8 protein-coding genes and 4 tRNA genes are annotated in these 12,838 nt (G+C 70.1%); 3 read left to right on the top strand and 9 right to left on the bottom strand.

Annotation, left to right across the window (positions count from 1 at the left end):
* Positions 1-262: 262 nt before the first annotated feature.
* The 9 genes from ACIQ7M_RS31225 to ACIQ7M_RS31185 form a co-directional block, all read right to left on the bottom strand.
* Positions 263-454, bottom strand: a complete 192-nt coding sequence (locus tag ACIQ7M_RS31225; RefSeq protein WP_355764610.1) for a DUF6274 family protein — start codon at positions 452-454, stop codon at positions 263-265.
* 213 nt (positions 455-667) lie between these two features.
* Positions 668-742: transfer RNA gene (locus tag ACIQ7M_RS31220), tRNA-Asp, on the bottom strand.
* Positions 743-837: 95 nt separating this feature from the next.
* Positions 838-4,815 (bottom strand): ATP-dependent RNA helicase HrpA, encoded by a 3,978-nt coding sequence (hrpA, locus tag ACIQ7M_RS31215; RefSeq protein WP_403650726.1) that lies wholly within the window; start codon positions 4,813-4,815, stop codon positions 838-840.
* Between the two features lie 70 nt (positions 4,816-4,885).
* The gene (locus ACIQ7M_RS31210) at positions 4,886-5,263 is read right to left on the bottom strand and encodes a hypothetical protein (RefSeq protein WP_403650724.1); all 378 of its coding nucleotides are present in this window, start codon (positions 5,261-5,263) and stop codon (positions 4,886-4,888) included.
* 168 nt (positions 5,264-5,431) lie between these two features.
* Positions 5,432-5,508, bottom strand: a tRNA-Phe gene (locus tag ACIQ7M_RS31205).
* A gap of 24 nt (positions 5,509-5,532) precedes the next feature.
* Positions 5,533-5,607: transfer RNA gene (locus ACIQ7M_RS31200), tRNA-Asp, on the bottom strand.
* A gap of 46 nt (positions 5,608-5,653) precedes the next feature.
* A tRNA-Glu gene (locus ACIQ7M_RS31195) sits at positions 5,654-5,726 on the bottom strand.
* A gap of 201 nt (positions 5,727-5,927) precedes the next feature.
* Positions 5,928-7,457, bottom strand: a complete 1,530-nt coding sequence (locus ACIQ7M_RS31190) for a metallophosphoesterase (protein ID WP_403650722.1) — start codon at positions 7,455-7,457, stop codon at positions 5,928-5,930.
* A gap of 78 nt (positions 7,458-7,535) precedes the next feature.
* The gene (locus tag ACIQ7M_RS31185) at positions 7,536-7,886 is read right to left on the bottom strand and encodes a metallopeptidase family protein (protein WP_355764621.1); all 351 of its coding nucleotides are present in this window, start codon (positions 7,884-7,886) and stop codon (positions 7,536-7,538) included.
* A 163-nt stretch (positions 7,887-8,049) separates the two neighbouring features.
* Between ACIQ7M_RS31185 and ACIQ7M_RS31180 the strand changes: the two genes are divergently transcribed.
* The 3 genes from ACIQ7M_RS31180 to ACIQ7M_RS31170 all read left to right on the top strand — a co-directional run bounded on the left by ACIQ7M_RS31180 (position 8,050) and on the right by ACIQ7M_RS31170 (position 12,604).
* A complete protein-coding gene (locus ACIQ7M_RS31180; RefSeq protein WP_403650719.1) occupies positions 8,050-9,300 on the top strand; it encodes a serine hydrolase domain-containing protein in 1,251 nt (416 codons plus the stop codon).
* 194 nt (positions 9,301-9,494) lie between these two features.
* Positions 9,495-10,016: a hypothetical protein gene (locus tag ACIQ7M_RS31175; protein WP_403650717.1), complete on the top strand. Its 522-nt coding sequence runs from the start codon at positions 9,495-9,497 to the stop codon at positions 10,014-10,016.
* Between the two features lie 386 nt (positions 10,017-10,402).
* Entirely contained in the window at positions 10,403-12,604 is a 2,202-nt protein-coding gene (locus tag ACIQ7M_RS31170) for a DEAD/DEAH box helicase (protein ID WP_403650715.1), read from the top strand.
* Positions 12,605-12,838 lie beyond the last annotated feature (234 nt).

Below are 12,838 nucleotides of genomic sequence, written 5' to 3'. Positions count from 1 at the left end.
TGAGCGGCCTTGTCGGAGTCTGGGGGCGGGTGTCGGATCGGCTGTGGAACCCCTCGATCAGTGGTGCAATTGCACATATTAAATTGACTGGTTGTAGGAGGGGGGTAAGTTCCACACTTCTGAAAACATATGCGGTGACTCCCGTCACATGCCACAGTCCTTGTCCCCCGAGAGCCTTCTGCGCTAGGGGAGTTGGGCTCGTGAGGGGGCGCGTCACCCCTGGTCGCGCAGGGGCGGCGAGGGGCGCGGAGGCGGCCCCGGGTCACGCCGGCGAGGAGCTCTCGTCCTCGGGGGAGCTCTCGGGGTCCTGCTCGTCGTTCGGGGCGGCTTCCATGGCCAGCCGGGCGAGCTGATGGCAGATCGGACAGTGCCGCGTCAGATGGCGGTACCCGGAGGCCGCCGCCAGGTGGGCTCGGAGCAGAGCCCGGGTCTCGTGCCGAGCGGACACCGCCATACGCACCTCCAGAGGGCCGGCAGGGCGAGTGGCCCTGGATTCCGGGGTACCGGCGGAATGTGACGCCGTCAAGGGACGGGAACGGGCCGCGGAGGCGGTTCCGGAGGCCCTGAAGGCCGTACAAGGACGGGTGCGCGCACGCGAACAGTCGGCCCGGGCGGGTGCGGACACGCGAAAAGGCCCGGAGCCGAAGCTCCGGGCCTTTTCTCAATGCGGTCCTGACGGGATTTGAACCCGCGGCCTCCACCTTGACAGGGTGGCGAGCACTCCAAACTGCTCCACAGGACCTTGATTCGCAGCGACTTGTTCTTGCGCTGTGCTGCGAAATGAGACTGTACATGAGCTCGGCGCCAGGGTCGAACTCACCACCCGTGCGGGCTCCGTCACGGCGCGGCGGCGTCGATCGCCTTCACGATCCGCTTGTCGGAGACCGGGTACGCCGTGCCGAGCGCGTGGGCGAAATAGCTGACCCGGAGCTCCTCGATCATCCAGCGGATGTCCAGGACCGACGAGGGCACCGGACGGCCCTGAGGGAGCTGTTCCAGGAGCCAGGCGTACTCGTCCTGCATCTCGTGGACCTTCTCCATGCGGCTGGTGTCCCGCTGGGCGCCGGTCGGCATCTGCTGGAGACGGCGGTCAGCGGCGACCAGATAGCGCATCAGGTCCGGCAGCCGCCGCAGTCCCGTCGCGGTGACGAAACCGGGCTTCACGAGGGCGTCGAGCTGCTTCCGTACGTCCGTCAGGTTCGCGAGCAGGGTCGGGCTCCTGACGCCCTTCAGACGGCGCTCACAGGCCTGCCAGGCGGCGAGCACCTGCTGCACCTGCCCGACCGTGCGCACGGTCGTGTCGACGATCTCGGCGCGCACCTTGTCGTACAGCTTCCGGTAGGACTCCTCGTCCCACACCGGACCGCCGAAGTCCGCGATCAGTTTGTCCGCCGCCGCCGTCGCGCAGTCGTCGAAGAGCGCCTGCACCGAGCCGTGCGGGTTCGCCGACAGGGCGAGCTTCTGGGCGTTGGTGAACTTGTCCGAGGCGAACTTGCCCGGATTCACCGGGATGTTCCGCAGGATCAGCCGGCGGGTGCCCTTCCACATGGCCTCGGCCTGCTCGGCCTCCGTGTCGAAGAGCCGCACGGAGACGGTGTTCGCCGCGGGACCGTCGTCGACGAGCGCCGGGTACGCCTTCACCGGCTGGCCGGCCCGGCGCGTCTCGAAGACCCGCCGGAGCGAGCCGATCGTCCAGTCCGTCAGTCCCGAGCGTTCGAGGGACTCCCCGCCCTCGCGTTCCGCCGTCGCCGCGGCGGCCTGTGAGATCGCCTGGCGCGCCTTCGGCTTCAACCGGAGCTTGAGGGCTTCCAGGTCCTTGTCCTCGGCGAGCTTGCGGCGCCGCTCGTCGACGATCCGGAAGGTGATCCTCAGATGCTCGGGCAGCCGCGACCAGTCGAAGTCGTCGGCCGTCAGCGGCACGCCGACCATGCGCTTGAGCTCGCGCGCCATGGTCGTGGTCAGCGGCTCCTGGAGCGGTACCGCCCGCTCCAGGAACTTCTGGGCGAAGTTCGGGGCGGGGACGTAGTTCCGCCGGATCGGCTTCGGGAGCGAACGGATCAGCTCCGTCACCACTTCCTCCCGCAGTCCCGGGATCTGCCACTCGAAGCCGTCGTCCGTGACCTGGTTCAGCACCTGGAGCGGGATGTGGACGGTCACGCCGTCCGCGTCCGCGCCCGGCTCGAACTGGTAGGTCACCCGGAACTTCAGCCGCCCCTGGAGCCAGGAGTCGGGGTAGTCGTCCTTCGAGACGTCCCCGGCCCGCTCGTTGATGAGCATCGAGCGTTCGAAGTCGAGGAGTTCGGGCTCCTCGTGCCGCTTGTGCTTCCACCAGGAGTCGAAGTGCGCCCCGGACACGACGTGTTCGGGCACCCGCTGGTCGTAGAAGTCGTACAGGGTCTCGTCGTCGACCAGGATGTCGCGGCGACGGGCCCGGTGCTCCAGCTCCTCGACCTCGGTGAGCAGCTTGCGGTTGTCCGAGAAGAACTTGTGGTGCGTACGCCAGTCGCCCTCGACGAGGGCGTTGCGGATGAACAGCTCGCGGCTGGCCTCGGGATCGATCCGGCCGTAGTTCACCTTCCGCTGCGCGACGAGCGGTACGCCGTACAGCGTGACCTTCTCGTACGCCATCACCGCGGCCTGGTCCTTCTCCCAGTGCGGTTCGCTGTACGTCCGCTTGAGGAGATGGCCGGCCAGCGGTTCCACCCACTCCGGCTCGATACGGGCGTTGACGCGTGCCCAGAGCCGTGAGGTCTCGACGAGTTCGGCGGACATCACGAAACGCGGGGGCTTCTTGAACAGCGCCGAGCCCGGGAAGATCGCGAACTTGGCGCTGCGCGCGCCCAGGTACTCGTTCTTCCCCGTGCTCCTGCCGCTCTCGGCGCCGGTCTCCTTCACGTCCTTCATGCCGATGTGCGAGAGCAGACCGGCGAGCAGGGACACATGGACGCTCTGCTCGGGAGCGTCCTCCTCGTTCAGGTGGATGCCCATCTGCTTGGCGACGGTGCGGAGCTGGCTGTAGATGTCCTGCCACTCACGGATGCGCAGGAAGTTCAGGTACTCCTGCTTGCACATCCGGCGGAACGCGGAGGAGCCCCGCTCCTTCTGCTGCTCGCGGATGTAGCGCCACAGGTTGAGGAAGGCCAGGAAGTCGGAGGTCTCGTCCTTGAAGCGGGCGTGCTGCTGGTCCGCCTGCGCCTGCTTCTCGGAGGGCCGCTCGCGCGGGTCCTGGATGGAGAGCGCGGCCGCGATCACCATGACCTCGCGCGCGCAGCCGTTCTTGTCGGCCTCCAGGACCATCCGGGCGAGCCGGGGGTCGACGGGGAGCTGGGCGAGCTTGCGGCCGGTTTCCGTGAGCCGCTTGCGTACGTCCTTCTCCGTCGGGTCCAGCGCGTTCAGCTCCTGGAGGAGCTGGACGCCGTCGCGGATGTTGCGGTGGTCCGGCGGGTCGATGAAGGGGAACTTCTCGATGTCGCCGAGGCCGGCCGCGGTCATCTGGAGGATGACGGAGGCGAGGTTCGTACGGAGGATCTCGGCGTCGGTGAACTCCGGCCGGGCGAGGAAGTCGTCCTCGGAGTACAGCCGGACGCAGATGCCGTCGGACGTACGGCCGCAGCGGCCCTTGCGCTGGTTGGCGCTGGCCTGCGAGACCGGCTCGATGGGCAGCCGCTGCACCTTCGTGCGGTGGCTGTACCGCGAGATGCGTGCGGTGCCCGGGTCGATCACGTACTTGATGCCCGGGACGGTCAGGGAGGTCTCGGCGACGTTGGTCGCCAGAACGATCCTGCGCCCGGTGTGCGGCTGGAACACGCGGTGCTGCTCGGCGTGCGAGAGCCGTGCGTACAGCGGCAGCACTTCGGTGAAGCGGTAGTTCTTCTTGGTGATGGCGTCGGCCGTGTCGCGGATCTCGCGCTCGCCGGAGAGGAAGACGAGGATGTCGCCCTTGCCCTCGGCCTGGAGCTCCTCGACGGCGTCGCAGATCGCGGTGATCTGGTCGCGGTCCGCGTCCTCGGAGTCCTCCTCCAGGAGCGGGCGGTAGCGCACCTCGACCGGATACGTCCGGCCGCTGACCTCGACGATCGGGGCGTCGCCGAAGTGCCGGGAGAAACGCTCCGGGTCGATGGTCGCCGAGGTGATGACGACCTTGAGGTCGGGCCGCTTGGGCAGGAGCTGGGCGAGGTAGCCGAGCAGGAAGTCGATGTTGAGGGACCGCTCGTGGGCCTCGTCGATGATGATCGTGTCGTACGCGCGCAGCTCGCGGTCCGTCTGGATCTCGGCGAGCAGGATGCCGTCCGTCATGAGCTTGACGAAGGTGGCGTCCGGGTTCACCTGGTCGGTGAAGCGGACCTTCCAGCCGACGGCCTCGCCGAGCGGTGTGTCCAGCTCGTCCGCGACACGCTCCGCCACCGTACGGGCGGCGATACGGCGGGGCTGGGTGTGCCCGATCATCCCGCGCACGCCACGGCCCAGCTCCATGCAGATCTTCGGGATCTGGGTGGTCTTGCCGGAGCCGGTCTCACCGGCGACGATCACGACCTGATGATCACGGATGGCCTCCGCGATCACGTCCTTCTTCTGGCTGACCGGAAGCTGCTCGGGATAGGTGATGGCGGGCACGCGGGCACGGCGCTCGGCCATGCGGACCTCGCCCTTGGCGACCTCCGCCTCGATCTCGGCGAACACGGCGGAGCGGGCCTCGGGCTTGCGGATCTTGCGCGCGCCTTCGAGCCTGCGCCCGAGCCGGTGCGCGTCGCGCAGGGACAGCTCGGACAGGCGGGCGGCGAGATCGCCGAGGGCGGGGGCGGGGTGCGTAGACATACGCGATCCAGGATCTCATCCCGGGGAAATCCCTGGCGAACCCTTTTGCGCCCGCCGCGGCGGGCGCGGGTCAGGGGGCGCGCTGCGGGGGCGGCGCGGGCGCCTCGGCGGCGGGCGTGGCGGGCGCCGGGGTCCCGGCATCGGGCGCGGGGATTTTGGCCGGGGTGTGGGCGGGCTCCCGTCGGGACGCCGATCCCAGGGCGATGGACCGGGCGGTGTTGGAGATGGCCTTGATGCCCAGGTAGGCGGTGGTCATGCTGCTCACCGCGGTGAACGCGGCGGTGAGCACGCCGACGATCACGGCCTTGTCCCCGTCGAGCCGCCAGACCCCGAAGACCGCCACGCCGGCGATGGCGAGATTGCTCATGACGACCGCGATCAGCCCGTACCGCGCCCGGTCCTTCTCCAGTTCGGTGTCCCGCGCCGCCGCGGTCTCGTCCCGGCTCATGTCCATCCCCCCGAAGGAACCCGATCGATCACCCAGAAGCTAGCGCCGGGCCGGGGGTGGTGCCAAGGGAATCGCGATCCGGACGACCGCAGGCTTCATCGCGAGCTTCACCGCGAGGTTCCGCGAACGAAGAAACCCCCTCCGGGTGACCCGGAGGGGGTTTCGTTCTGGTGGCTGGGGCCGGGGTCGAACCGGCGACCTATCGCTTTTCAGGCGATCGCTCGTACCAACTGAGCTACCCAGCCACGAGGTTTCCGGAGAAACCTCAGCGGTCCTGACGGGATTTGAACCCGCGGCCTCCACCTTGACAGGGTGGCGAGCACTCCAAACTGCTCCACAGGACCAAGCTTTTGCGTGCGACGTGTAACCAGTGTCCCACACGGTGTTGCGTACCCCCAACGGGATTCGAACCCGTGCTACCGCCTTGAAAGGGCGGCGTCCTAGGCCGCTAGACGATGAGGGCGAGCCGGTGACGCTCTGCTTCGTCTTCGCGTTCCCGAAGGGACGTGAGAAGCATGTGACTCCGCTTTCCCCCGAAGGGTTCCACTTCTCCTCCGCTTCGACGGAAGCTTCGGACGGTCAAGCCCTGACCGGCGCCCTTGGGCACGAACAGACTGTACTACGTGGCCCGGACGCGGACCAAACCAGATACGGCGGGCCGGGCTCAGGGCCGATTCTCCTCGGGGAGATGGCGGCTGACCTCGGCCGTCGTGAGGCCGAGACCGCCCAGCCTGATCTCGTCCCAGGCCTGGAGCCGGCGGGTGTCCCGGTCCAGGTAGAGGACCGAGGCCTCGATCGGGGCCGGGTACTCGCGCTCGACGGCCCGCAGCCCGCTTCCGCCCGTCGAGCCCTCGACGCGCAGCCGGGTCCCGTACTTCATGACCTCCATCTCCTCGTGGTGCAGATGCCCTGCGAGCACGAGGGGCACCTGCCCGTCCGTCCCGCGTGCGGCGAGCGGTTCGTGGGCGACGGCGATGTCGACCGGGGTGCCCGCGGCGCGCTGGTCGCGCAGGGCCGAGGCCAGGCGGGCGCCCGCGAGGTCCTCCGCCGCGTCGCCGCCCGGCGCGACCGCGCGGTCCGGGGTGAACTGGGGGTCGCCGATGCCGGCGAAACGCAGACCCGCGACCGTGACCGCGCGGCCGTCGTCGAGGACGCGCACGTTCTTCAGGTGTTCGAGGTAGCGCTGCGTCTCCCGCGAGTCGTGGTTGCCGCGGACCCAGACGTACGGCGCTCCCAGGTCGGGGATCGGGTCGAGGAAGCCGTTCTCGGCCGCCGAGCCGTGGTCCATCGTGTCGCCGGAATCGACGATCACGTCGATCGCGTACTGCTTCACGAGCGAGGCGATGATCTTCCAGCTCGCCGGGTTCAGATGGATGTCGGAGACGTGGAGCACCCGGATCGTGGTCGGGTCGGGCTCGTAGACCGGAAGGGTGGACGTGACGTCGTACAGCTTCGTCACGTTCGTCACCAGGCGCGCCAACTCCTTCTGGTAGACGTCGAATTCGCTGACGATGCTGCGGGCGTCGCCGACCAGGGACGGTGCGGAGGCGAGCAGGCCGGAGTACTTCGGCTCCAGGACCGATTCGGGGTTCCAGGTGGCGAAGGCGGTCGCTCCGGAGGCGGCCAGGAGGCAGAGGGCGAGACCTCCGGCGGCGAGGGCGCGGCGGGGGCGGCGGTAGACCGCGAGACCGAGGGCGCCGGCTCCGGCGCCGACGGCTATGCAGGAGCGGACGGCCAGGTCGAGGGTGCCGTGCTCGACGTCCCGTACGACCTCGTCCTGGAGTCCGGCGAGACGCTCCGGGTGTTCGACGAGGGCCTGCGAGCGTTCGGGGTCGAGCCGGTCGACGTCCACGTCCAGGCGCAGGGGGGCCTCGTGGCTGCGCAGCTCCAGCGCGCCGAGAGGAGAGATGTTGATCTTCGTGCCGCCGGTGAGGGAGGGGCGCAGGGTCATGGTGGTGTTCATGGGGCCGACCGGGACGCGGACGTCGCCCACGACCAGCAGGCCCAGCCAGGCGCCGAGCAGCACCACGCACAGCAGCCCGAGGGCGCGGGTGTACGGGTTCTCCCGGGGGGCGAGTTCGAGCACCGGGCCCGTGCGGCGGCGGGGGCGGCGGGCGAGCGCGTGGAGCGCCCGCCCGGCGCGGTCGGCCGTGCGGCGGACGGTGGCGGTTGCGGCAACGGGGACGCGGACCATTTGTCCCGTCTGCCCAAGGGGTGGTGCGGGTATGCGGGATTCCGGTGCCCCCGCGGGAGGGGCGCGCGGACGGCCCGGTCAGCCCCAGCCGAGTTCGTGCAGACGGTCGTCGTCGATGCCGAAGTGGTGGGCGACCTCGTGGATCACGGTCACGGCGACCTCGTGCACCACCTCGTCCGTGGTCTCGCACCGGCGCAGGGTGGGGCCCATGTAGATCGAGATGCGGTCCGGGAGCACTCCGGCGTACCACTCGCCGCGGTCGGTGAGCGGGGTGCCCTCGTAGAGGCCCAGCAGTTCGGGATCGTCGGCGGGAGGCTCGTCCTCGACGAACACGGCGACGTTGTCCATGACCCGGGTCAGCTCGGGCGGGATCCGGTCCAGCGCCTGGCTCACGAGCTCTTCGAAGGTTTCGCGCGTCATCTCCAGCACGTGGCCATTGTCGGGGATGGCGCCCCGGTGGCGGTGTACGACGGAGACCCGGAGAGGGCCGGATCCGCGGAGGGGACGTGGCGCCTGCCCCACATGGGGTGTCTCGTAGCATTTTCGGAGTGTTCTGACGAATCGGGATGACCCGTCCGGTGATAGTGCGGGCATGACACGCACCCCCTCCCCGGCCCGTCCGGGTGCCCGCGCCCGGGCCCGTACGGCCCTCCTCTGCGCCGCGCTGCTCGCCGTCACGGTCCAGACGACCGCCGCCGCGCCGGCGTTCGCCCAGGCGCCCGCCCGTTACGGCGAGAACGACTGCGTGAGGACCGAGAGACCCCTGGGCGGCGAGGCCCGCGAGGTCCTCGCCATCGCCCGAAAGGCCAAGGCCGACCTTCATCTGAAGTCGGTGGAGCTGAAGGTCACCAGCCACGGGCGCGAGATCCTGACCGACGCGCTCGGTGAGTCCATGACCGGTGTCCCGGCCGAGCCGGACATGCACTTCCGTGCCGGTTCCGTGGCCTTCTCCTACGTCGGCACGGCCCTGCTGCAACTCGTCGAGGAGGGCAGGGTCGGCCTGGACGACACCGTGGAGCGCTGGCTGCCCGGCGTGCCCAAGGCGAACCGGATCACCCTGCGGATGCTGGCCAGCAACACCACCGGGCTGCACGACTACGTCACCGACCCGGCCTTCCTGGCCGAGCTGGAGGCGCACCCCTTCCGCCACTGGACCCCGCAGCAGTTGCTCGCGTACCCCTACAGCCACCCGTTCTGGTACGAGCCGGGTACCAACTGGAGCTATTCGCACGCCAATTACCTGCTGCTGATCCAGGCGCTGGAGAAGATCACCGGCACCCGGATCGACAAGCTCCTGCGGGAGCGGGTCACGGGTCCGCTGGGTCTCGACAACACCCGGAACAACTTCACCCCCGACATCCCGCGTCCGGTCGTGCACGCCTTCACGTCCGAACGCGGCCTGTACGAGGAGTCCACCTTCTGGAACCCGTCGTGGACCACCGCGCCCGGCGCCGTGATCACCACGCACGTCTGCGACCTGGCCCGTTCGGCGGCCGCCATCGGCAGCGGCGCGCTCATCTCGCGCGGCTCCTACCGCACGCTGCTCGACCCGGGGACGGTCGGTCTCGGTCACCCGACCGCCACGTGCCCCGCCACCGTCTGCCTGGAGCAGACCGAGGCCAAGCACTTCGGGCTCGGTGTGATCGTGATCAACGGCTGGGTCCTGCAGAACCCGTCGTTCTCGGGTTACGCGGCGATCCAGGCGTATCTCCCGTCCGACGGTCTCGCCATCGCGGTCAACGCGACCAAGACCAAGGACACCCCCGACGGCAACCAGGCCGAGGTGGTCGCCCAGCGCATCGCGGCCGCGCTGGCCCCGCAGGCCCCGCTGGCGATCGACTGACCCGCGGCGTCTCCCCGGCCGCGCTCGCCGCGCGGGGAGCGCGGGCTCCACGGCGGCGCCCTCCGGGCCCGGTTGGGCCCGGAGGGCGCGTGTCCTCCCGCGGGCGGCGGGAGTTGGACGGGGAGAACTCCCGTTTCTCCCCACGCTCCCGGCTCCTTCCGAGCGGGGGACACCCCGTTCGGAGGTGGCCGCCCGTGCGCGCCTTGTACGTACCCGTCCGTCTGGCCGCCGCGGTCCTGGCCGTGGCCGCCACCGCCGGCTGCATGAGCGTCGGCGACGACGCGGGGCGGCCGGGGCCCTCCCACTCGGCGGACAGACGGGCCGACGGGGTGCCCGGCGACGGGTCCGCGGCGGTCGGCGGCGGGGTCGGTTCGTACAGCGGGAAGAGCGGGAAGGGCGGAAAGGGCGGCAGACACGGAAAGGCCTCCGCGAAACCGGGGGAGTCAGCGTCCGGCGACGCGTCGGCGTCCCCGGGCGCGAAGCCGTCCGCGAAGGCGACGGAGAAGGACGGGGCCCCCTCCAAGGCCTCCACCCCGCCCGGGGGCGAGCCGACTCCCCCGCGTACGTCGGCGGAGCCGTCGCCCGAGCCCCCGCCGGTCTCCCCGCCGTCGCCGCCCGACCCCGGGACCCCGGAGCCGTCGTCGTCGGCGCACGAACAGCCGGTGACCCAGCTGATCCAACGGGAACCGGCCCCCGAGGCGGGCTCACCGGTGTAGCCGGCACGGGGAGCCGGGCGGGCGCGGCTCCCGCCCCCGTGGCCGGGCGGGTCCCGCCGCGGCGGGTGTGGCGGGGTTCACGGCCGCCGGAGGCGTGGATGTGGCCTGTTCAACAGCGCCGTCGGCGTGGGCGCGGTAGCGTGGAGGACGCGAACAGGTGGCTTGGAATGCACCCTCACCTGGTCGTATGGGGCTCAGTTTGCCTTCATGGGGGAAGGGTGCGTATGGTAGTAGATCGTTTGATCCCATTTGCCCGGCGCCGCCGCAGAGAGCGCCGCGTGGCGCGTACTCTCCCTTGCCGTGGCCGGACCGCATAGAGGCGGTCGTTTGCGACTTCACGGAGTTTGGGCGCGTGCCGAAGAAACTCCGGAAGGTTCGCATTTCGCATGTCTGTTTCCAGTACTGATCACGTCGTCGTGCCCGAGAACAACGAGAACAACGACGCGGTCGAGGCCACGATCGAGGTAGTCGAGACCACCGAGTCCGCCGCCCCCGAGCTCACCTTCGCCGACCTCGGTCTCCCCGAGGGCGTCGTCCGCAAGCTCGCGCAGAACGGCGTGACCAGCCCCTTCCCGATCCAGGCCGCGACCATCCCGGACGCCCTGGCCGGCAAGGACATCCTCGGCCGCGGCCGCACCGGCTCCGGCAAGACCCTCTCCTTCGGTCTGCCGACCCTGGCGCAGCTCGCCGGCGGCCACACCGAGAAGAAGAAGCCGCGCGCCGTCATCCTGACGCCGACCCGCGAGCTGGCCATGCAGGTCGCCGACGCCCTCCAGCCCTACGGCGACGTCCTCGGCCTCAAGATGAAGGTCGTCTGCGGCGGTACGTCGATGGGCAACCAGATCTACGCCCTGGAGCGCGGCGTCGACGTCCTCGTCGCCACCCCGGGCCGTCTGCGCGACATCATCAACCGCGGCGCCTGCTCGCTGGAGAACACCCAGATCGCCGTCCTCGACGAGGCCGACCAGATGTCGGACCTGGGCTTCCTGCCCGAGGTCACCGAGCTGCTCGACCAGATCCCGGCCGGCGGCCAGCGGATGCTGTTCTCCGCCACGATGGAGAACGAGATCTCCACGCTGGTCAAGCGCTACCTGACCAACCCCGTCACGCACGAGGTCGACAGCGCCCAGGGCAACGTCACGACGATGTCGCACCACATCCTCATCGTGAAGCCCAAGGACAAGGCGCCGGTCACCGCCGCGATCGCCTCCCGCAAGGGCCGCACGATCATCTTCGTGCGCACCCAGCTCGGCGCCGACCGCATCGCGGAGCAGCTCCGCGACGCCGGTGTGAAGGCCGACGCGCTGCACGGCGGCATGACGCAGGGCGCCCGTACGCGGACGCTGGCCGACTTCAAGGACGGTTACGTCAACGCGCTCGTCGCCACCGACGTCGCCGCCCGCGGTATCCACGTCGACGGCATCGACCTGGTCCTGAACGTGGACCCGGCCGGCGACCACAAGGACTACCTGCACCGCTCCGGCCGTACCGCTCGCGCGGGCCGCTCCGGCACCGTCGTGTCGCTGTCGCTTCCGCACCAGCGCCGCCAGATCTTCCGCCTGATGGAGGACGCGGGCGTCGACGCCGCGCGTCACATCATCAACTCGGGTACGGCCTTCGAGCCCGAGGTCGCCGAGATCACCGGCGCCCGGTCGATGACCGAGGTCCAGGCCCAGTCCGCGGGCGACGCCGCCCAGCAGGCCGAGCGTGAGGTCACGCAGCTCACCAAGGAGCTGGAGCGCGCTCAGCGCCGTGCCGCCGAGCTGCGCGGCGAGGCCGACCGCCTGGTCGCCCGTGCCGCCCGTGAGCGCGGCGAGGACCCGGAGGTGGCCGTCGCGGCCGCCGCCGAGGCCGCCGAGCAGGCCGTCGTCGAGGCCCCGGCCGTCGAGGCCGTCGCCGCCGAGCAGGACGAGCGTCCCGCGTACGAGCCGCGTCAGCGTCGTGACGAGCGCGGCAACTACGAGCGTCGTGACAACGACCGTGGTGGCTTCCGCCGTGACGACAACCGTGGTGGCGGTTTCAACCGCGATGACCGTGGCGGCCGTTCTTTCGAGCGTCGTGACGACAACCGTGGTGGTGGCTTCCGCCGCGATGACAACCGTGGTGGCGGTTTCAACCGCGATGACCGTGGCGGCCGTTCTTTCGAGCGTCGTGACGACAACCGTGGTGGTGGCTTCCGCCGCGATGACAACCGTGGTGGCGGTTTCAACCGCGATGACCGTGGCGGCCGTTCTTTCGAGCGTCGTGACGACAACCGTGGTGGTGGCTTCCGCCGTGACGACAACCGTGGTGGCGGTTTCAACCGCGATGACCGTGGCGGCCGTTCTTTCGAGCGCCGCGATGACAACCGTGGTGGTGGCTTCAACCGTGACGACCGTGGCGGCCGTTCTTTCGAGCGTCGTGACGAGCGTGGCGGCCACCGGGGCAGCGACCGTCCCTTCAACCGTGACCGCCAGGGCGACCGTCCCGCGAGCGGTGGCTTCCGCTCCGGCCACGACCGTCCGGCCGCCCGCCGCGACGACCACCGCGCCACGGGTGCCGGTTCGTTCCGCCGCGACGAGAAGCCGCGCTGGAAGCGCAACGGCTGACGCCTGACAGCTCAGTGACCTGATGTGGCCCCCACCCGGACCGGGTGGGGGCCACATCGTCGTTTCCGGGGCTCGTCGTTTCCGGGGCTCGCCGTCTCCGGAGCGAGCCCCGGAAAAGCATTTCCTGTCGACCCGTCAACTCCCTGTAACATCAGGCGACTTGTGTGGGGGATGTGAGAGCTGGGGGCCGGGTCGACACCCGGGACGGCAGACGCTTCCCCGCGGTGTTCCGGG

This window comes from Streptomyces sp. NPDC096324, from assembly GCF_044763015.1.
Taxonomy (GTDB): Bacteria; Actinomycetota; Actinomycetes; order Streptomycetales; family Streptomycetaceae; genus Streptomyces.
The sequence above is the reverse complement of the archived record's forward strand: the minus strand, read 5'-3'. Positions and strand labels throughout refer to the sequence as shown.

Excerpts from the sequence above, each read along its gene's own strand:
- ACIQ7M_RS31190 (WP_403650722.1), bottom strand. The coding sequence starts at position 7,457 with ATGGTCCGCGTCCCCGTTGCCGCAACCGCCACCGTCCGCCGCACGGCC.
- ACIQ7M_RS31210 (WP_403650724.1), bottom strand. The coding sequence starts at position 5,263 with ATGAGCCGGGACGAGACCGCGGCGGCGCGGGACACCGAACTGGAGAAG.
- ACIQ7M_RS31170 (WP_403650715.1), top strand. The coding sequence starts at position 10,403 with ATGTCTGTTTCCAGTACTGATCACGTCGTCGTGCCCGAGAACAACGAG.
- ACIQ7M_RS31180 (WP_403650719.1), top strand. The coding sequence starts at position 8,050 with ATGACACGCACCCCCTCCCCGGCCCGTCCGGGTGCCCGCGCCCGGGCC.
- hrpA (WP_403650726.1), bottom strand. The coding sequence starts at position 4,815 with ATGTCTACGCACCCCGCCCCCGCCCTCGGCGATCTCGCCGCCCGCCTG.
- ACIQ7M_RS31225 (WP_355764610.1), bottom strand. The coding sequence starts at position 454 with ATGGCGGTGTCCGCTCGGCACGAGACCCGGGCTCTGCTCCGAGCCCAC.